General features: G+C 66.0%; 17 protein-coding genes and 1 tRNA gene. 10 read left to right on the top strand and 8 right to left on the bottom strand.

Translation table 11 applies throughout. From position 1 onward, the window contains the following. The first annotated feature begins 47 nt into the window (after window positions 1-47). Window positions 48-812, top strand: coding sequence for an NUDIX hydrolase (locus tag ACQR1Y_RS02135; protein WP_434875587.1), 765 nt, complete (start codon window positions 48-50; stop codon window positions 810-812). Window positions 813-971: 159 nt separating this feature from the next. Here the strand turns inward: ACQR1Y_RS02135 and ACQR1Y_RS02130 are convergent, their stop codons facing one another. Continuing rightward, complete coding sequence (locus ACQR1Y_RS02130) at window positions 972-1,535, bottom strand: hypothetical protein (protein ID WP_434875588.1); 564 nt, start codon at window positions 1,533-1,535, stop codon at window positions 972-974. A 243-nt stretch (window positions 1,536-1,778) separates the two neighbouring features. Between ACQR1Y_RS02130 and ACQR1Y_RS02125 the strand changes: the two genes are divergently transcribed. Both ACQR1Y_RS02125 and ACQR1Y_RS02120 read left to right on the top strand, forming a co-directional pair. Then, on the top strand, window positions 1,779-3,878 hold the full coding sequence (locus ACQR1Y_RS02125; protein WP_434875589.1) for a methyl-accepting chemotaxis protein: 2,100 nt from the start codon (window positions 1,779-1,781) through the stop codon (window positions 3,876-3,878). Window positions 3,879-4,147: 269 nt separating this feature from the next. Next, window positions 4,148-5,374: a CaiB/BaiF CoA transferase family protein gene (locus ACQR1Y_RS02120; protein WP_434875590.1), complete on the top strand. Its 1,227-nt coding sequence runs from the start codon at window positions 4,148-4,150 to the stop codon at window positions 5,372-5,374. A 236-nt stretch (window positions 5,375-5,610) separates the two neighbouring features. Here the strand turns inward: ACQR1Y_RS02120 and ACQR1Y_RS02115 are convergent, their stop codons facing one another. After that, complete coding sequence (locus ACQR1Y_RS02115) at window positions 5,611-5,850, bottom strand: hypothetical protein (protein WP_434875591.1); 240 nt, start codon at window positions 5,848-5,850, stop codon at window positions 5,611-5,613. Between the two features lie 19 nt (window positions 5,851-5,869). Continuing rightward, window positions 5,870-6,541 (bottom strand): TetR/AcrR family transcriptional regulator, encoded by a 672-nt coding sequence (locus ACQR1Y_RS02110; RefSeq protein ID WP_434875592.1) that lies wholly within the window; start codon window positions 6,539-6,541, stop codon window positions 5,870-5,872. Between the two features lie 210 nt (window positions 6,542-6,751). On the opposite strand from ACQR1Y_RS02110, the gene ACQR1Y_RS02105 reads away from it, so the two are divergent. Together ACQR1Y_RS02105 and ACQR1Y_RS02100 are read left to right on the top strand one after the other, a co-directional pair. After that, complete coding sequence (locus ACQR1Y_RS02105; protein WP_250174032.1) at window positions 6,752-7,987, top strand: acyl-CoA dehydrogenase family protein; 1,236 nt, start codon at window positions 6,752-6,754, stop codon at window positions 7,985-7,987. Between the two features lie 321 nt (window positions 7,988-8,308). Beyond that, the gene (locus ACQR1Y_RS02100) at window positions 8,309-9,367 is read left to right on the top strand and encodes a phosphotransferase family protein (RefSeq protein ID WP_434875593.1); all 1,059 of its coding nucleotides are present in this window, start codon (window positions 8,309-8,311) and stop codon (window positions 9,365-9,367) included. Window positions 9,368-9,617: 250 nt separating this feature from the next. On the opposite strand, the gene ACQR1Y_RS02095 is transcribed toward ACQR1Y_RS02100, so the two are convergent. Then, window positions 9,618-9,914: a hypothetical protein gene (locus ACQR1Y_RS02095; protein WP_434894293.1), complete on the bottom strand. Its 297-nt coding sequence runs from the start codon at window positions 9,912-9,914 to the stop codon at window positions 9,618-9,620. Between the two features lie 300 nt (window positions 9,915-10,214). Here ACQR1Y_RS02095 and ACQR1Y_RS02090 point away from each other — a divergent pair, with 300 nt between their 5' ends. Next, window positions 10,215-11,171 carry a phosphotransferase family protein gene (locus ACQR1Y_RS02090; protein ID WP_434875595.1) on the top strand — a complete coding sequence of 319 codons (957 nt, stop codon included), beginning with the start codon at window positions 10,215-10,217 and terminating at the stop codon, window positions 11,169-11,171. Here the strand turns inward: ACQR1Y_RS02090 and ACQR1Y_RS02085 are convergent. Then, window positions 11,168-11,416 (bottom strand): hypothetical protein, encoded by a 249-nt coding sequence (locus ACQR1Y_RS02085; RefSeq protein WP_434858682.1) that lies wholly within the window; start codon window positions 11,414-11,416, stop codon window positions 11,168-11,170. The two genes, ACQR1Y_RS02090 and ACQR1Y_RS02085, sit on opposite strands and share 4 nt — an antisense overlap. Window positions 11,417-12,290: 874 nt before the next feature. Then, window positions 12,291-13,076 carry an SDR family NAD(P)-dependent oxidoreductase gene (locus tag ACQR1Y_RS02080; RefSeq protein WP_009031819.1) on the bottom strand — a complete coding sequence of 262 codons (786 nt, stop codon included), beginning with the start codon at window positions 13,074-13,076 and terminating at the stop codon, window positions 12,291-12,293. A gap of 144 nt (window positions 13,077-13,220) precedes the next feature. Between ACQR1Y_RS02080 and ACQR1Y_RS02075 the strand changes: the two genes are divergently transcribed. Beyond that, complete coding sequence (locus ACQR1Y_RS02075) at window positions 13,221-13,928, top strand: histidine phosphatase family protein (RefSeq protein WP_434858683.1); 708 nt, start codon at window positions 13,221-13,223, stop codon at window positions 13,926-13,928. A gap of 248 nt (window positions 13,929-14,176) precedes the next feature. Continuing rightward, entirely contained in the window at window positions 14,177-14,944 is a 768-nt protein-coding gene (locus ACQR1Y_RS02070) for an SDR family NAD(P)-dependent oxidoreductase (protein WP_434878098.1), read from the top strand. A 201-nt stretch (window positions 14,945-15,145) separates the two neighbouring features. Here ACQR1Y_RS02070 and ACQR1Y_RS02065 read toward each other — a convergent pair whose 3' ends face one another. Beyond that, window positions 15,146-16,378 (bottom strand): serine hydrolase domain-containing protein, encoded by a 1,233-nt coding sequence (locus tag ACQR1Y_RS02065; protein WP_434878099.1) that lies wholly within the window; start codon window positions 16,376-16,378, stop codon window positions 15,146-15,148. A 165-nt stretch (window positions 16,379-16,543) separates the two neighbouring features. Between ACQR1Y_RS02065 and ACQR1Y_RS02060 the strand changes: the two genes are divergently transcribed. Further along, window positions 16,544-16,619, top strand: a tRNA-Trp gene (locus ACQR1Y_RS02060). A gap of 104 nt (window positions 16,620-16,723) precedes the next feature. Here ACQR1Y_RS02060 and ACQR1Y_RS02055 read toward each other — a convergent pair. Next, a complete protein-coding gene (locus tag ACQR1Y_RS02055) occupies window positions 16,724-17,956 on the bottom strand; it encodes an ABC transporter substrate-binding protein (protein WP_434878100.1) in 1,233 nt (410 codons plus the stop codon). On the opposite strand from ACQR1Y_RS02055, the gene ACQR1Y_RS02050 reads away from it, so the two are divergent. Further along, the gene (locus ACQR1Y_RS02050; RefSeq protein WP_434878101.1) at window positions 17,955-18,113 is read left to right on the top strand and encodes a hypothetical protein; all 159 of its coding nucleotides are present in this window, start codon (window positions 17,955-17,957) and stop codon (window positions 18,111-18,113) included. The genes ACQR1Y_RS02055 and ACQR1Y_RS02050 overlap by 2 nt on opposite strands. Window positions 18,114-18,312 lie beyond the last annotated feature (199 nt).

Genomic DNA, 18,312 nt, shown 5'->3' with positions numbered 1-18,312 from the left:
AACTAAGTGTGCTAGTGTCAAGGGGCAAAATCGGCGGGAGCGGCGGTATGGCGGGACGGCAGGGGCACGGCGGGGGCGCAGGCGCAGGCGCAGGCGATCAGGCGGGCGCCAGAAGGGCCGGCCTGGATTTTCCGCGGCCGCTGACCACGGTCGACATCGTCATTTTCACGATCCGACAGGAGGCGCTGCATGTGCTGCTGGTACGCCGCGGCCAGGGTGACGGTGAGCCGTTCCCGGACACGTTTGCGCTGCCGGGCGGCTTCGTCGACGTGACCAAGGACGCCGATCTCGCCGCCTGCGCCCGGCGCAAGCTCGCCGAAAAGACCGGCGTCGTCAGTCCGTATCTCGAGCAGCTCGGCAGCTGGGGCAGTGCCACGCGCGATCCGCGCGGCTGGTCGGCGACCCATGCCTATTTCGCACTGATCCCGTCGTCAGCGGCGGAGGCCGCATTGGCGGCCGATGCGCAATGGTTTCCGCTTCAAGGCGCAGGCGTGAAGCCGAAGCTCGCCTTCGACCATGCCGAGATCCTGCAGGCCGCCGTACAGCGGCTGCGCAACAAGGTCGAATACACCTCGCTGCCCGCCTATCTCATGCCGGAGGAGTTCACGCTCCCCGAGCTGCAGCGGACCTACGAGATCGTGCTGGACCGTCCGCTGGAGAAGAGCGCCTTCCGCACCCGCATGCTCTCAGCCGACCTGATCGAGCCGATCGACAAGATGCGCAAGGGGCCGAACCGACCGGCCCAGCTCTACCGTCTAAAGAAGGCGGCCGCGCCGGTATACTTTGCGCGCACGTTCAACGCGCCGGAGTGACGGTGGTGTAGCCCGTCTGCCTCGCCACCGTCATTGCGAGCGTAGCGAAGCAATCCAGGGCCGAGCAAGGACTCTGGATTGCTTCGCTACGCTCGCAATGACTGGGATGAGAGGACAATGCGCCAAGCGACCGCACTGGCTGCGCGGCGCAAGGCCGGATCAGGCCGAAAAATCCACCACCAGCGATTTGCTGGTCGAGCTCGAGGAGCTGCTGCCGCTGGCGCTGTAGGACGACGTCGTGCTGCTGTTCGAGCTCTGCAGCGCCTCGAGCAGCTTCTTCAGCAGCTCCTCGATCTGGGACGAGGAGTCCGTCGACGTCGATGACGAGGTGCTCGACGTGGTGTCGGTGCTTGAGTCGTCGCTCGGCGGCGGGCCGGGCGGCGGGCCGCCGGCGCCGCCCGGACCGCCGGAGAAGGCGTTGGCGAACACGTTCTTCAGCTCGGTTGCCTGGTCCGAGGTGAGCTTGCCGCTGTCGACCTCGCTCTGGATCAGATCGTCGATCTTCGACTGCATCTCCTTGGGTGAGGGCGGCGTGGAGCTCGTCGACGCGGACGAGCTGCTGCTGCCGCTCGTCAGCGCCGAATCGATGTCGTCGAGCGCTGACGACAACGCGGTCTGGTCGGTCGAACTGACCTTGCCGGCCGAGACTTCCTTGGTGAGCTCCTGCTTGAGCAAATCGAGTGGCGAGAAGCCACTCATGGAGGAGGCAGAGATCGACGTCATGGCGTGCTCCGAAGGTTGCGACATCAAACCTGCCTCAAGCTGTCGACCGGGGCGCTTAACAGGGTCTTGTTCCGTATGTCCCGATGTGTCGGGCCGCGGGTTGCACACAAAACGAAGCAAGAAAGTCGACGATGTCCGTAATTTTGCGGAGCATTCGCAAGTGCGGCGGCGGACGGCGACCGACGAATTATTAACGACAACAGATGAAAGTAGTCCCGCAATACTTCGGGGTGGATTGATCAGATGCGATTGCTCGACGGCCTGACCATACGAACCGTTCTCGGCTTGATCATCGGCGCGCTGGCGCTGCTGTTGATCGGCAGCCTCGCCACCGGCCTGGTCGACGCGCTCGGCCGCTATCAGTCGGCGCAGCGGATCGCGCGGCTCGCCAGCGCCGACCAGCAGCTGTTCAACACCCTGATCGGCTTCCGGCTCGAGCGCGGCACCTTCCTGGCCACCCTGGCCGCGGAGGGGACGGCCGACCAGGCGGCGGAGACGCGCATCACGACCAACCGCCAGATATCCGAGACGGCCTACAAGCAGGTGCAGGAGGCGCTGTCCGGCGTGGCCGACGCCAAGATCGCGAGCCGTCTCAGCACGCTCGTCGCGACGCATGACCGGCTGGCCTCGCTGCGGCCCGACGCCGAGCGGGCCATCAGGCAGCCCAAGACGTCGCGCGACGGGCAAACCGCCGATGCCTTCCGCAAGGCCGCGCAGGACTATCTCGATGCGCTGCTCGTCATCGCCGCCGATCTCGAGGAGACGATGAAGCTTGCCGATCCCGCCGTGGACCAGATGGTCAACGTCAAGCAGTCGGCCTGGGCGGCGCGCAATTTCGGCGGCCAGTTCGCGATCAAGATCGAGAACGCGGCGGCTTCGGGTAAGCCGTGGAGCGTCGCCGAGATCGTTGCCGGCGCTGATGATTCCGGCCGGCAGGCGCAGGCCTGGAGCCAGGTGCAGACGGCCGCCGCGCGGCCCGACGCGCCTGCTGCGCTCGTCGATGCCGTTAACCGCTCCAAGCAGGCGGAGGCCACGGCCATGGCCGAGCAGCAGGCCGGGCTCGTCAAGGCGCTGCGCAACAACCAGAGCATCGACTTCAAGTTCGCCGAGCTGTCCAAGCTCAACACCGCGCTATTGTCCTACAGCGTCGACGCCGCCAATGCGGCGCTGGCGGAGATGGTCGCGGTCGCCGGCCGGCGCATCGGGGAGGCGCGCGAGAGTCTGATCATCAACCTCGTGATGATGGGCATCGCGCTCGCCGTGGCGCTCGTCGGCATGGTCGTGGTGCAGAGCCGCATCTCGGCGGCGATCCGCTCGCTGGCCGCGGCGATGCAGCGCCTGGCCGATCGCGACTACACGATCGAGCTCGCCGGGCTCGCCCGTCGCGACGAGATCGGCGAGATGTCGCGCACCGTCGCCGTATTCAAGGACAGCATGATCGCCGGCGACCAGCTTGCAAGTGAGAAGGAAGCTGCGCAGGCCCGGCGCGAGCAGCGTCAGGCCACCGTCGATGCGCTGATCCGGCAATTCGAGGCGACCGTGACCTCGTCGCTGAAGACGCTGACCTCGGCCTCGAGCGAGCTGAACGCAACCGCGCAGTCGATGTCGGCGACCGCCGACCAGGGCCGCCAGAAGGCCTCGTCCGTCGCCGACGTGTCGCAGCGCGCTTCGGGCAATGTCCAGATGGTGGCGGCGGCGACGGAGGAGTTGTCGGCCTCGATCAGCGAGATCAGCCGCCAGGTCACCGAGTCGACCTCGATCGCCAGCGCAGCAGCGACGCAGGCGGAGAAGACCAATGACGAGGTGCGGGCACTGTCGGATGCAGCGCAGCGGATCGGCGACGTCGTGGCGCTGATCAGCGGCATCGCCGAGCAGACCAATTTGCTGGCCCTGAACGCGACCATCGAGGCGGCCCGCGCCGGCGAGGCCGGCAAGGGGTTTGCCGTGGTGGCCGCCGAGGTGAAGACGCTGGCCAACCAGACCGCGAAGGCGACCGAGGAGATCACCTCGCAGGTCGCCGGCATTCAGAGCGCCACCAAGGCCTCGGTGGACGCCATCCAGGCGATCTCCTCGACCATCCATCGCGTCAACCAGATCGCCTCGGCGATCGCGGCGGCGGTCGAGCAGCAGGGCGCCGCGACGCGCGAGATCGCGCGCAACGTGCAGCAGGCATCCGAGGGAACCAACGCGGTGTCGCAGAACATCTCGACCGTGTCGGAGGCCACCGCTGCCACCGGCCAGGCCGCCGGCGGCGTGCTCGACTCCGTGCGCACGCTGTCAAAGCTGTCCGCCGATCTGCGCCACGACGTCGACCAGTTCGTGAGCCAGCTGCGCGCGGCGTAGCGTCGTGATCTGCGGGAATCATCTGGGCGGAACGTGATGCCACCGCCCGTCGCCTCACCACCGGTGATGCAGAGGGATGGATTCCGGGCTCGTGTTGCGCACGCCCCGGAATGACGGCCTCTATGGCGGCAGAGGGGCATGTGTCCCCAACGACATTGCGGCATGCCGAGAGCGCAGTGCTCGGGGCCGCGAAATGGTGTATCCGCGGGTGACTGGCGGCGCCTCACGGGGCATGTCCGCCACAAGGAATAAATTCCCGGAGGAACTCCATGTCGGCGCTGCCGCTATCTGGCATCAAGATTCTCGACCTCACCCGCGTGCTGGCCGGGCCGCTGTCCGCCCAGATGCTGGCGGATCTCGGCGCCGAGGTGATCAAGATCGAGCGGCCGGGCACCGGCGACGACGCGCGCGCTTTCGGCCCGCCCTACCTGAAAGACCCCGAGGGCAAGGCCAACAACAACAACTCGTTTTACATCTGCGCCAACCGCAACAAGAAGTCGGTGACGGTGAACATCGCCTCGCCCGAGGGGCAGGAGATCATCCGCGCGCTCGCCAAGGACTGCGACGTGTTCATGGAGAACTACAAGGTCGGCGATCTCAAGCGCTACGGCCTCGATTACGAGGCCATCAAGGCGGTCAATCCCGACGTGATCTACTGCTCGGTCACCGGCTTCGGCCAGACCGGGCCGTATTCGCCGCGCGCCGGCTATGACGCGATCTTCCAGGCGATGGGCGGGCTGATGAGCGTCACCGGCCACATGGACGGCGAGCCGGGGGCGGGGCCGATGAAGGTCGGTCCCTCGATTGTGGACTACATGACCGGCATGAACACCTCGATCGGCATCCTCTCGGCGCTGTACCACCGCGACGTCAATGGCGGCGGCGGCCAGCATGTCGACGTCTGCCTGTTCGACACCGTGATCGCGTCGCTGTCGCATTACGCCCAGATCTTCCTGATCAACGGCAAGTCGCCGCCGCGGCGCGGCACCTGGGGCAATGGCGGCATGCCGGCCGGCGTGTTCCGCTGCACCGACGGCGAATTGATGCTCGTGGTCGGCAACGACGCGCAGTTCGCGCGCACCTGCGCGGTGCTCGGCGCGCCGGAGCTCGCGACCGATCCCAAATTCCTCAAGAACAACGACCGCGTCGTCAACGGCAAGGAGATCATGGCGATCTTCGCCGGCCTGTTCCTGAAGAACTCGGTCGCGCATTGGCTGGAGGAGCTGGAGAAGGCCGGCGTGCCCTGCGGCCCCGTCAACGACTTCGCCCACGTGTTCGCCGATCCGCACGTCCGCTCGCGCGGCATGGAGGTCAAGGTCGAGCACAAGTTCGAGCCGCAACTGTCGGTGATCCGCAACGCGCTGACCTTTTCGGGCACGCCGATCACCGACTACCGCGCCCCGCCGCTGCTCGGCGAGCATACGCAGGACGTGCTGGCGGGGCTCGGCTACGACGCGGCGAAGATCGCGGCGTTGAAGCAGCAGGGCGTGGTGTAGCTCCTCCGAATCCCGGCTCTCTCCGTTCGTCATTCCGGGGCGCGCGTAAGCGCGAGCCCGGAATCCATAGCCACAAGCGGTCAAGGTAGAGCGAGCTGGACGTGGCCGCTGTCTCCGAACGACTGCTGTTCGTGGTTATGGATTCCGGGCTCATTCGCGCTGTTTCAAGATGGCTTCGCCATCTTGCGCGCGAATGCCCCGGAATGACAGCGGGCGTGGGTGGGGACTGCTCCCCGCTAACGTGTACGGTGATGCCTGTGCCGCTTCGGTTTCGGCCGGTGATAGCCCGGCTCTGCCACGTAGGGCGCAGGCGGCGGTGCGCCGAGTTGCTGCCGCGACTCCTGCAAGCGCCTTTGATAACCGGGGGAGTTCATGATGTTGGCGGCGGCACCACGCGCGAGCACCGGCTCGCTGGCCGAAACCATCGCGAGCGCCGCGGCGGCGACGGCCATGATCAATCGCAGGCGCTGCGTCATCAGGCTTGCTCCATTCTCGTCAGCGCGCCTCGCGCGCCGCAACCTTCGGCGCTGACTTTGCCGCCGGCACACGCGCGGTCAAGCCGAGCACGGCACCGCGCACCACGCGGTCGATCACATCCTCGACATCGTCGAGGTCGCATTGGCCATCGGAGAGTTTTGTCAGACGCTCGCTCTCGCGGATGGTGTGATGCGCCATGGCGAGCGCGAAGTGAAGGCCCCAGAACAGGTCGACCTCGGAACTCTCCGGCAGCGCGCGGGCCATCGCCGCGGCGAATTTTCGCAAGTGGTCGATTTCCTTGGTCTTGATGCGGCGGATCGGTGGCACCGATTCGATCGAGGCGCGGATCATGAACTGCGCCACCGGCGAGCGCTGGTTCTGTGGCCCCAGGCAGCCGCGCAGGATCGGGCCGACGAGGGCGCGCAGGATGGCGCCGATCTCGGCGCGGCCGCCGCCGGCATCCTCGGCTTCGCGCAATTCGCGCAGCCGCTCGCGGTTGAGCGCGATCGAGCGCGTCACGAACAGCTCGGCGATCAGCTCGTCCTTGGAGCCGAAATGATAGTTCACCGCGGCGAGGTTGACGTTCGCCGCCGCCACGATGTCGCGCAAGGTGACGTCGGAGAAGCCGCGCTCGGCATAGAGCCGCTCGGCCGCCACGAGGATCGCAGTCCGGGTCTGGTCGGTCGCCATCGGGTCCCCGTTGCGTTTCAAACAATTGTATGAAACTATTGTTTGAGACGACCGGAATGTCAATCGCGGTGCTTCCGCGGGGCGAGATTTCGGCGCTGCAGCGACGATCCCTGGGAAACCGTGCCGCGCAAGAACGCTCTTGCGCAGACGCGGCCGGCGGATCGACACTGCGGCCCAACAAGGTTCGAGGAAACGCTCAAGGAGAGTCCCATGGACTTCACGATGTCGGCGAAGCAGCAGGAATGGCTGGAGCGCGTGCGCAGCTTCATGACCAAGCATGTCCGCCCGGCGGTGCCGATCTACAAGCAGCAGGACGCCGAGGGTGACCGCTGGAAGGTGATTCCGATTCTCGAGGATTTGAAGGCCAAGGCGAAGGCGGAGGGCCTGTGGAACATGTTCATGCCGCCGTCGCCGCACGAGGACGACGAGTTCCGCGGCGCCGGCCTGACCAACCTCGAATACGCGCTGCTGTCGGAGGAGATGGGCCGCATCTCCTGGGCCTCCGAGGTGTTCAACTGCTCCGCTCCGGACACCGGCAACATGGAGGTGTTCATCCGCTACGGCACCAAGGAGCAGAAGCGCAAATGGCTGCGCCCGCTGATGGACGGTGAGATCCGCTCGGCGTTCCTGATGACCGAGCCGGCCGTGGCCTCGTCCGACGCCACCAACATCGAGACCCGCATCGTGCGCGACGGTGATCACTACGTCATCAATGGCCGCAAATGGTGGTCATCGGGTGTCGGCGATCCCCGCTGCAAGATCGCGATCCTGATGGGCAAGACCGATCCGTCGGCCGCCAAGCATCAGCAGCAGTCGCAGATCCTGGTGCCGCTCGACACTCCCGGCATCAAGGTCGAGAAGATGCTGCCGGTGTTCGGCTTCGACGACGCGCCGCACGGCCATGCCCAGGTGCTGCTCGAGAACGTGCGCGTGCCCGCCGAGAACATCCTGCTCGGCGAGGGCCGCGGCTTCGAGATCGCGCAAGGGCGTCTCGGTCCGGGCCGCATCCATCACTGCATGCGCACCATCGGCAAGGCCGAGGAGTCGCTGGAGAAGATGGTGCGCCGGCTGATGACCCGCACCGCCTTCGGCAAGAAGATCATCGAGCATTCGGTGTGGGAGCAGCGCATCGGCGAGGCCCGCACCAACATCGAGATGTGCCGGCTGCTCTGCCTCAAGGCCGCCGACATGATGGACAAGGTCGGCAATAAGACCGCGCAGGGCGAGATCGCCATGATCAAGGTCGCCGCTCCCAACATGGCGCTCAAGATCATCGACGACGCCATCCAGGCGTTCGGCGGCGCCGGCGTGTCCGATGATGCGGGTCTTGCCAAGGACTACGCCAACATCCGCACGCTGCGTCTGGCCGACGGCCCGGACGAGGTCCACAACCGCGCCATCGCCCGGCTCGAGATGAAGAAATACGCCAACGAGCCGCGCCACTGAGCGCGAACTTGTAGGGTGGGCAAAGCATCCGGCTGTGCGCGCAGCGCGCAGGCGGATGCGTGCCCACCATTCGCGTTTGAAGCAAGACGGTGGGCACGCTTCGCTTTGCCCATCCTACGTTTCTCGGCACGCTCGCAACCACGATCTCCGTCATTGCGAGCGTAGCGAAGCAATCCAGGGTTCCGCCGGGACTCTGGATTGCTTCGCTCGGCGAACGCGCTCCGCGCGCCCGCCGGCTCGCAATGACGGAGGGATCGAATGGCGCAGATGGCCGCCGCTCGATGGATGAGAGATCACACCAAGCGACCAAGGGAGTTCGTCGTGGCCGACGGCGTCAAAAAGGACGAAGAATTCTCCGGCACCAAGCCGGTCGAGGAGCGGCATCGTTTCGACGAGGCCAGGCTCGCGGCCTGGATGGCCGAGCATGTCGAGGGCTATGCCGGCCCGCTGACCGTGCTGCAATTCAAGGGCGGCCAGTCGAATCCGACCTACCGGCTCAACACGCCGTCGCGCTCCTACGTGCTCAGGCGAAAGCCGTTCGGCAAGCTGCTGCCGTCGGCGCATGCCGTCGATCGCGAATTCCGCGTCATCGCGGCCCTCGGCAAGCAGGGCTTCCCGGTCGCGCGCGCCTATGCGCTCTGCAACGACGACAGCGTGATCGGCTCGGCCTTCTACATCATGTCGATGGAGGAGGGCCGGGTGTTCTGGGATCCGACCCTGCCGCATGTCGCGGCTCCCGAGCGCCGCGCGATCTTCACCAGCAAGATCGAGACGCTGGCCAAATTGCACACCTACGATCCCGCCGCGATTGGGCTGGCCGATTTCGGCAAGCCCGGCAACTACTTTGCCCGCCAGGTCGACCGCTGGACCAAGCAATATCGCGCCTCGGAAACCGAGCATCTGCCGGAGATGGAGAAGCTGATCGAATGGCTGCCGCGCACCCTGCCGGTGCAGCAGCGCGTCTCGATCGTGCATGGCGACTACCGGCTCGACAACATGATCTTCCACGCCTCCGAGCCGCGCGTCATCGCCGTGCTCGACTGGGAGCTGTCGACGCTCGGCGATCCCATGGCCGACTTCACCTATCTGCTGATGCAGTGGATCATGCCCGGCCTCGCCGGCGTCGATCTCAAGGCGCTGAACATTCCGACCATGGAGGAGGCGGCGGAAATCTATCGCGGCGTCACCGGGACCGAGCTGCCCGACCTCAACTGGTACTTCGCCTACAATCTGTTCCGCCTTGCCGGCATTCTCCAGGGCATCATCGGCCGCATCCGCGACGGCACCGCCGCCAACGACAAGGCCATCGAGTCCGTCAAGCGCATGGTGCCGATGACCAAGCAGGCCTGGGAGTACGCGCAGAAGGCGGGCGCAGTGTAGCTACGCAGATCCAAGCACCGTCGACGACATCGTTGAGTCAGGCACCGTCGACGGCGCGGACGCATGGCGGGTAGGGTGGTCAAAGCGGCCGCCAAAGGCGGCGGCGTGCCCACCGTCCATCCGCGAACTCATCAGCAAACTCATTGGCAAGGATGGTGGGCACGGCGCCACGACGATCTCGTATGTGGAGATTGCACGGCTGCGCCTTTGCCCACCCTACGAGCCGATCCGGCCGCCGCCTTGGTGTATGTTAGCGCCCGCCGCCACCGCCGCCACCGCCGCCACCGCCACCACCGCCACCTCCGCCGCCACCGGCCGCGGTCATCGCGCTGCTGTAGCGCGGGTCGGTCTGCTTCATGTAGATCGGCGACGTATCTCGATTGGGACGCCGCCCGGCCTGCTGCACCGGAACCTCAGTGCCGCATGCGGTCCAGGAGACGAGTTCACAGCCCGGCCACTGGGTCTCGCGCGCGTTCGCGCTCGTCATGGCCGCGCCGGCGGTGAGAGCGCCCAAAGTGATCAAGGCTAGCTTCGATAATCTCGACATGGTGTCCATCCTTCGTTTCGGCGAAGCCGGAATGGTCCGCTTGCGAGGTTCGACGGCGGCTTGCAGAGCTCGGTTCGAGGACTTCCGCGGAAAAAAACGCCATTCAGTGGGGTAGACATGCGTGAACCCGATCGGGGCTCGCGGCGACGTGATGGTCTCGCCGCAGCCTCCCTCGACACGGGAGGTCCGCCGACGCATGGACCTGCCTGCCGGGAGCTTGACCGCGACGGGCGCGCGCAGTTAGGCAAACGACGTCGCATGCCATCTCGCAGAATGTCCCGCGAGCGGAGCCTTGTCGCCATGTCGCCGCTTTCGATCAGGCCCAATCTCGTGGTCGATGACGCAACCGCCGATGCAATGCTGGCGCGCGCTGACATCGACGCGCGGGTTGCCTCGGTGTCGCTGCTGTATGGTGGCGAGATCAGTGCCGTATATGCGCTGGCTCTACGAGGCGACCAGCCGTCGCTGGTGCTGAAGATCTATCCCGACAGCATGAGCTGGAAGATGCGCAAGGAGGCGCGGCTGCTCGATCTGGTCCGGGATCGTCTGCCGGTGCCGGCGCCGCTGCTGCGCGCGGCGGACGCCTCGCGCGAGCTGATCGGTCTGGACTACGTCCTCATGAGCCGGCTCGACGGTGAACCGCTCGGTCCGCTCGAGGAGGCGTTGCCGGCCTCGGAGCGGCGTGCAGCGTTCGAGCAGGTTGGCCGGTTGTCGCGTGCGTTTCACGACATTGCGATGGATGCGTTCGGCTATATCGGCGCCGACGGCATCATGGCGGGCCGCGCCGACAATCGCAGCTATCTCAGCTCTCAGTTCGAACGGAAGCTGGCAGAGTTTCGCAATCGCGGCGGAGCGACTGATCTCGCCGCGCGCATCGCGAGCCGTGTGGCCGACGCGAGCGATCTGTTCGCGGCCTGCGGTGCGCCGGTGCTGTGCCACAACGATCTCCATCCTGGGAACGTGCTCGCGCGTGTCAACAGCGGCCGGGTCGAGCTCACCGGTGTCGTCGATTTCGAGGGCGCGCTGGCCGGCGATCCGCTCAAGGATGTCGCCAAAGCGATCTACTATCTCTCGCCCGCGCAGCGCGAGGCGTTTCTGGATGGCTATGGTCCGATGAGCCGAAGGGCGGCCGAGCCGACGCTCGCGATCTATCGTCTGCTGTTCTCGCTGGAGCTGTGGTGCTGGTATCGGCAGTTCGGGGCGGACGAGAAGCTTCCGCCGGTCATGGAGGATCTCGAACGCCTTGCGAGCGGCTAGGTCCGTTCGGTCGACGCGTGCTCGTCGGGCAAATCGGCATGTGTGAAACCGGCGCTGAAGGCCGTCGCGAAGGCCCTGGCCGTCACTGAAATCATCGCCGCCGATGAAGAAAGATCGCGAGCGCGGTCAATATGATCGTCTCGTTCAGCCCCGATGGCTGAAAAATTCAGCTTTCGTTTTTCCGAATAACATGATTTGATACGCGCATCCCGTCCCACCGAAGGGGCGTTGCGCGCGATCGTCACGACACGCGGGGCGGGGAGCGGTGGCCGCGATCCTGTCGCAGCGTAGCCTGGCTACGCGGACGAACGGCAGGGCGCGGACGTGAAGTCGCAGCGTGCTGGCACCCCGATGCTGGTGCTACGTTCGTGACGGCGCATGCGCGCCGCGCGAGCCATGGTGGCCAACAAGCCCGGCGCACCAGGCAGACTGCGTATAAGCGTGAAGACCATCGCGCAGGGAAGGCCGGGTGTTGTCCGGCTGCACCTGTGGTACCTGCCGCCTGCATTTTTTCTCGCAGGCGGGCCGCAGGCGTCAGCCGACGCCTGGCCTTCCCTGCGCCCTTCGATTGCGAGGGGCGGTGACTATCAGGATCACTCGGGCGTGGATGCGCCGCGGGAACAAATCTGCATGATTTCACTCCGTCATTGCGAGCGCAGCGACTTGTCCGCCGTAGCTCGAAGAGCGAAGGCGGAAGCAATCCAGGGCTCAGGCGAAAACTCTGGATCGCGTCGCTGCGCTCGCGATGACGTTCACAACACACACCGTCATCCCGGCCAAGCACCGGCAGCGCGAACGCGCTGGCGGTGCGCAGAGCCGGGATCCATACGCCGCAGCAGAACTGTTGGGCAAAAAGCCAATGACCAGCCTGCCTCAAACCGCTCCCTGGGGGTATGGGTCCCGGCGTTCGCCGGGACGACAACCTTTGTTGCCGCGCGAGTGCTGCCCCCTGACCACCGCTGCGCGCCACAGCCTCCGCTGTCGTCCCCGCGGACGCGGGGACCCATACCGCGTGATCTATCGAGGGATGTCACTGTAGGTTGCCTGCCTCATTCCGGCCGGTGGCTATGGGTCCCGGCGTTCGCCGGGACGACGCTGGTGGACGGAGCGGTGGCTCAACTAGATCGGCTTCCCCGCATATGGCATCGAGGCCGTCAGGCCGCCGTCGACCGGGAACGCCTGGCCGTTGACGTAGGAGGCTTCGTCGCTGGCGAGGAACAGGGCCATGGCGGCGATCTCGTGCGGCTGGCCGGCGCGCTTCAAGGGATTGAGCTGGCCGATCTTGCCCTCGGTGCCGCGCTCCTTGGCGCCATCGAAGATCGGCTTGGTCATGCCGGTCTCGATCAGGCCGGGGCAGACCGCATTGATGCGCACGCCGGTGCCGGACAGCGAGTAGGCGGTGGTCTGCACCAGGCTGATGACGCCCGCCTTGCTGGCCGCGTAGGGATGGCCCGAGGCGCCGGACTTCAGGCCGGCAACCGAGGCCGTGCAGACGATCGCGCCGCGCTGCTGCCGCACCATGTGCGGCATGGCGTATTTGACCGCGAGGAACGGGCCGATCAGATTGATGCGCAGGATCTCCTGCCAGTGCTCGACCGTCTGCTCGGCGATCGGCTTCAGCCCGCCGGAGATGCCGGCATTGGCCCAGATGACGTCGAGCTTGCCGTAGGTCGCAACCGCGCGATCGATGAAGCCGGAGACATCGGCCTCGGAGCCGGCGTCGGCGAGCACGGCCTCGGCGATGCCGCCCTGCTGCTTGACCATGTCGACCGTCTCCTTGACGGCCTCGCTGCGATCGACCGCAATCAGCCGCGCGCCTTCCTTCGTGAACATCAGGGATGCCGCGCGGCCGATGCCGCTGCCGGCGCCGGTGATGATGACGGATTTGCCTTCGAGGCGGCCCATGTTTCCTCCTGTTGTGGTTGCGATCAGTTGCGTGCCGCGCAACGGAATTCAAACGCCGTTTCAAACGTGCCGGGATCGGCAAGCGGCTTGAGACGACTGATGCCTTCACGTACAGCGAGAGACCGGCAGAGGGAAGGGTGAGCGATGACGAGTGATGGAAGCAAGCCTTCTGTGGTCACCACGCGCTGGTGGTGGGTGCGCCACGCGCCGGTGCGCAGCGACGGCGGCAACATCTATGGCCAGTCGGACATCGCCTGCGACACGGGGGATCGCGAGGTGTTCGAGGCGGTCGCAAAAATCCTGCCGCGTAGCGCGGTGTGGTATGCGAGCAATCTGATGCGCACGCATCAGACCGCGGAGGCGATCTGGGCCGCCGGGTTTCCGCAGCCCGATACGATGATCAAGGAAGCCGCCTTTGCCGAGCAGCATCTCGGCCAATGGCAGGGCATGAACCGCGCCGCGTTCCTGGCGAGCCGCCCGGCAGGCAGCCATTGGTTCGCCGCGATCGACGAGCCCGCGCCGGGCGGCGAGAGCTACATGGATCTGTACACGCGCGTCACGGCGGCGATCGGGCGGATCACGGTGGCCGAAGCCGGCCGCGACGTCATCGCGGTCGGCCATGGCGGCACGATCAAGGCCGCGGTCGGCCTGGCGCTTGGCGGCCTGGTCGAGAAGGGGCTGGCGTTCGATATCGACAATTGCTCGGTGACGAGGCTCGATCACATCGTGGCCGGCGACGTCAGCACGTGGCGCCTGCCGATGGTCAACCAGCAGCCCTGGATCGCCGATGCCGCACACAAGGCGATGCATCAGCCGGCCGGGCCGGAGGTCACGACGAGCAAGCTGGCGTGAGGAGACGCGTGGGTGTTCGACAGGTTGAATATGGGTGGTGAGCCTCTCAGTGCACCCGCACATTCAACTGTCATCGTCCGCGGAGGCGGACGATCCAGTACACGCCGGCCTCCCGGGTCTCATGACCGCCGCAGCGTACTGGATGCTCCGCCTGCGCGGAGCATGACGGCGGTGGGTGGAACGGCTTCCATCCGCCTCACGACAAATGTCGCCCCGATAACTACCTAACAACAACCAGGAGGACTCCCATGACCCTGTTCGACATGACCGGCAAGGTGGCCGTCATCACCGGATCGACCCGCGGCATCGGGCTCGCCATCGCCGAGCGCATGGCGGAGCACGGCGCCAAGGTGGTGATCTCGTCGCGCAAGGCCGATGTCTGCGACGCCGTCGCCAAGGAGCTCAATGACCGCTTCGGCGCCGGCACTGCGGCGGCGGTCGCCGCCAACATCTCCAGCAAGGAGAATCTGCAGAACCTCGTCGACGAGGCCAACCGCATCTACGGCCAGATCGACGTGCTCGTCTGCAACGCGGCGTCGAACCCGTACTACGGACCGCTCGCCGGCATCTCCGACGATCAGTTCCGCAAAATCCTCGACAACAACATCGTCGCCAACAACTGGCTGATCAGCATGGTGGTGCCGCAGATGATCGCACGCAAGGACGGCTCGATCATCATCGTCTCCTCGATCGGCGGCCTGAAGGGCTCGACCATCCTCGGCGCCTACGCGATCTCCAAGGCCGCCGACATGCAGCTCGCGCGAAATCTCGCCTGCGAATACGGCCCGCACAATGTGCGCGTAAACTGCATCGCGCCCGGCCTGATCAAGACCGACTTCGCCAAGGCGTTGTGGGACAATCCGGACAACCTGAAGGCCTCCACCGCCCGCTCGCCGCTCTTGCGCATCGGCATTCCCGACGAGATCGCGGGCGCCGCGGTGTTCCTGGGCTCGGCGGCGGGCAACTTCATGACCGGCCAGACCATGGTGATCGACGGCGGCGCGACGATCAGTTGAGGTCGGACGACGCGTTTGACCGGCGGTGCCGCCACACCCACCACTGTCGTCCCGGCGAACGCCGGGACCCATAACCCCCGGCTGTGGTGAGGCAGGTGATTGGCAGTGACATCCCTCGACAGATCACGCGGTATGGATCCCGGCGTTCGCCGGGATGACGATGGTGGGTGTCGCCAGATCCGGGCATACGACGTAGCCGCCTCACTCCACCGCCGCGTACACGACGTCGCGCACCAGCGTGCGCAGATAGTCGCGCTGCCCCGGGGCCTGGGCCATGAACACGCAGAACAGCTCCTCCTTCGGGTCGATCCAGAAGAACGTGCCGGCGATGCCGCTCCAGAAGAAGGTGCCGGGCGAACCGGGGAAGGGCGCGATGCCGGCGTCGCGGCGGACGGCGAAGCCGAGGCCGAAGCCGTGACCGGGCGAGAGCAGGGTGCCGACCGTCTTCACCTCGGGTCCGAGATGGTCGGAGGCCATCAGCTCGAGTGTCTTGCGGCCGACCAGCCTGGTGCCGTCGAGGCTGCCCTTGTTGAGCAGCATCGCGCAGAAGCGGGCATAGTCCATGGTGGTCGCGACCAGGCCGCCGCCGCCGGATTCCATCACCGGCTGCTCGGTCATCTTGAACAGATTGACGGCCTCGCCGGTCCACGGGTCCTTGGCGAACGGCTCGGCCAGCCGGCCGGCATTGGCCTCGCTGGTGAAGAAGCCGGTCTCGTTCATGCCGAGCGGCTTGAGGATACGCTCGGACAGGAACGCGCCCAGCGATTGGCTGGAGACGACCTCTATGATCCGGCCAAGAATGTCCGTCGAGCGGCTGTAGTTGAACTCCACGCCCGGCTGGCAGATCAGCGGCAGGCCGGCGACGATGGCGGCGTGCTCGGCGTTGCTGATCTTGCGGCTGCGCACCCGCGACTGCTGGTAGAGCTGGTGCACCGGCCCGGTGCCGGTGTGTTCGTAAGCGAGACCCGAGGTGTGGCGCAGCAGGTCCTGCACCGTCATCGGCTGGGCCACCGGCACCAGCTCCAGCTTGCCGCCATTATCGATCCCGACCTTCTGGTCGCCGAACTCCGGGATGAATTTTGCGACCGGATCGGACAGCAAGAGATCGCCGTCCTCGGCCAGCATCATGATCCCGAGCGAGACGATCGGCTTGGTCATCGAGAAGATGCGGAACAGCGAATCGGGCCGCATCGGCGTGTCCGCATCGGGCGCCTGCCGGCCGATGGCATCAAACCAGCCGATCCGGCCGCGCCGGCCGACCAGCAGGGTGGCCCCGGGGATGGTTCCCTTGTCCGCCTCGCGCTTGAACGCATCCGACGCCCGCTGCAACCGCGCGGCCGAGAGCCCCAGCGCCTCCGGCCGGTCATCCGGCAGCGGCGGGCTCAGGGAGCGGAGCGCGGACAGCGGCATGCTGGGGGCGGGGGACGGGGTCATGGGCTCTCCCTTGGGCAGGTTTGTTCTGGGCAGTGTTGTCGGCTTGCATCAAGTCTGGCGTGGAAGTTGTGGTCTGACCAGTCGATTTGCCCCAATGCACCCTTGCATTGGGGGGGAGGTCTATGCTTGAAAGCGCCCGAACCGGCGACACTGTCCCGGCTCGCTAGGAGTGTAGCTCAATTGGTAGAGCACCGGTCTCCAAAACCGGGGGTTGGGAGTTCGAGCCTCTCCACTCCTGCCAGCGAGACGGTTGCCAGCGAGATCAAGCACTTAAAGCCAAAATCGACGAAGACAGTTTGCCCGGGGCCCGCGATACGCGAGCCCCGAATGCGTTTTGGCGGGTCTTTATTGTTTCACGTAAGGACAATTGCCGTCCTTCAGCGGCCGGAACGCCTGGTCGCCGGGCACTTCCGCCAGCACCTTGTAATAGTCCCACGGGCCCTTCGATTCCTCGGGCTTCTTGACCTCGAACAGGAACATCGAGTGCACCATGCGGCCGTCCTCGCGGACGATGCCGTTGTCGGTGAAGGCGTCGCGGACGGGGGTCTCGCGCATCTTGGCGAGCACCGGCTTGGTGTCGCGGGTACCGGCGGCCTTGACCGCGTTGAGGTAATGCAGCGTGGCGCTGTAGGTCGCCGCCTGGTTCATGGTCGGCATCCGCTTCATCTTGTCGAAGAACCTCTTGCCGAAGGCGCGGGTGCGGTCGTTGAGGTCCCAGTAGTAGGCCTCGGTGATGATCAGGCCCTGCGCCAGCTTCAGGCCGAGGCTGTGGATGTCCGAGATGAACATCACGATGCCGGCGAGGTTCTGGCCGCCGGCGACGATGCCGAACTCGGCCGCCTGCTTGATGGTGTTGATGGTGTCGCCGCCGCCATTGGCCATGCCGATGATCTTGGCCTTGGAGGCCTGCGCCTGCAGCAGGAAGGACGAGAAGTCCTGGTTGTTCAGCGGATGCCGGGCGCTGCCGACCACCTTGCCGCCGGCGGCGCGCACGACGTCGCCGGTGTCGCGCTCGATCGAATGGCCGAACAGATAGTCCGCGGTGATGAAGAACCAGCTGTCGCCGCCATTCTTGACGATGGCCTGACCGACGGTGTGGGCGTTGCCGTAGGTGTCGTAGGTCCAGTGCAGGGTATAGGGCGAGCAGGATTTGCCGGTGATGTCGGAGCTCGCCGCGTCCGTCACGATCATGATCTTCTCGAACTGCTTCGACATCTCCATGCCGGCGAGCGCGGTGGCCGAGGTCGGCATGTCGATGATCATGTCGACGGCTTCGTTCTCGTACCATTTGCGCGAGATCGAGGCGGCGATGTCGGCCTTGTTCTGCGGATCGGCGCTGATCACCTCGATCGGCTTGCCGAACATGGTGCCGCCGAACTCCTCGACCGCGAGCTTGGTCGCCTCCAGATTGCCCTGGCCGCCAATGTCCGAATAGACCGACGAGAAGTCGCCGAGCACGCCGATCTTGAGCGGCGCCTGGGCGCGGGCAGGGACGGCGGTCAGGGTGAGGGCGGCAAGGCCGGCAACGAGACCGACGGCGGCAAGGCGCGTCCGTCCCTTGCCCGTGGCAAAGGTCATGGGTTTCCTCCTGATTGTTCTTGTGCCCGCGAGCATGAGCGGGCGTCGCAGGCGCGGCAAGGGCTGGAAACCTTCCATCCCGGGCATTTCGTCGCGGCACCTGCTCAACCTGCCGTGGTGCGGAAATGGCCTGCCGTGGCGCGAAAAACCGGTGTAAAGCGGAGCCGTCGAGGCTGTGCTGCCGATATGACCGGGGACACCCGGCCTGCCCATATCTTGACCTCGGGCCGGTCCGACAGTAGATATCGGAGACCTGCAGCCGGCCCGCGGACAGCGGATATCCGGCGCGGCTTTTCACTCCCCGAACAAGCGAGCCCGTGGTTTCCGGCTCATCTCTCCGACAAGAGGGTGGGCAG

Origin of the sequence: Bradyrhizobium sp. HKCCYLRH3099 (genome assembly GCF_051167855.1) — a bacterium.
Classification (GTDB): Bacteria; Pseudomonadota; Alphaproteobacteria; order Rhizobiales; family Xanthobacteraceae; genus Bradyrhizobium.
Note: the sequence above shows the minus strand (reverse complement) of the source record. Positions and strands in the feature narration are given on the sequence as shown.

Excerpts from the sequence above, each read along its gene's own strand:
- ACQR1Y_RS02065 (WP_434878099.1), bottom strand. The coding sequence starts at position 16,378 with ATGACCCCGTCCCCCGCCCCCAGCATGCCGCTGTCCGCGCTCCGCTCC.
- ACQR1Y_RS02110 (WP_434875592.1), bottom strand. The coding sequence starts at position 6,541 with ATGGCGACCGACCAGACCCGGACTGCGATCCTCGTGGCGGCCGAGCGG.
- ACQR1Y_RS02115 (WP_434875591.1), bottom strand. The coding sequence starts at position 5,850 with ATGACGCAGCGCCTGCGATTGATCATGGCCGTCGCCGCCGCGGCGCTC.
- ACQR1Y_RS02070 (WP_434878098.1), top strand. The coding sequence starts at position 14,177 with ATGACCCTGTTCGACATGACCGGCAAGGTGGCCGTCATCACCGGATCG.
- ACQR1Y_RS02090 (WP_434875595.1), top strand. The coding sequence starts at position 10,215 with ATGTCGCCGCTTTCGATCAGGCCCAATCTCGTGGTCGATGACGCAACC.
- ACQR1Y_RS02125 (WP_434875589.1), top strand. The coding sequence starts at position 1,779 with ATGCGATTGCTCGACGGCCTGACCATACGAACCGTTCTCGGCTTGATC.
- ACQR1Y_RS02075 (WP_434858683.1), top strand. The coding sequence starts at position 13,221 with ATGACGAGTGATGGAAGCAAGCCTTCTGTGGTCACCACGCGCTGGTGG.
- ACQR1Y_RS02130 (WP_434875588.1), bottom strand. The coding sequence starts at position 1,535 with ATGACGTCGATCTCTGCCTCCTCCATGAGTGGCTTCTCGCCACTCGAT.
- ACQR1Y_RS02055 (WP_434878100.1), bottom strand. The coding sequence starts at position 17,956 with ATGACCTTTGCCACGGGCAAGGGACGGACGCGCCTTGCCGCCGTCGGT.
- ACQR1Y_RS02050 (WP_434878101.1), top strand. The coding sequence starts at position 17,955 with ATGGGTTTCCTCCTGATTGTTCTTGTGCCCGCGAGCATGAGCGGGCGT.
- ACQR1Y_RS02080 (WP_009031819.1), bottom strand. The coding sequence starts at position 13,076 with ATGGGCCGCCTCGAAGGCAAATCCGTCATCATCACCGGCGCCGGCAGC.
- ACQR1Y_RS02135 (WP_434875587.1), top strand. The coding sequence starts at position 48 with ATGGCGGGACGGCAGGGGCACGGCGGGGGCGCAGGCGCAGGCGCAGGC.
- ACQR1Y_RS02105 (WP_250174032.1), top strand. The coding sequence starts at position 6,752 with ATGGACTTCACGATGTCGGCGAAGCAGCAGGAATGGCTGGAGCGCGTG.
- ACQR1Y_RS02095 (WP_434894293.1), bottom strand. The coding sequence starts at position 9,914 with ATGTCGAGATTATCGAAGCTAGCCTTGATCACTTTGGGCGCTCTCACC.
- ACQR1Y_RS02120 (WP_434875590.1), top strand. The coding sequence starts at position 4,148 with ATGTCGGCGCTGCCGCTATCTGGCATCAAGATTCTCGACCTCACCCGC.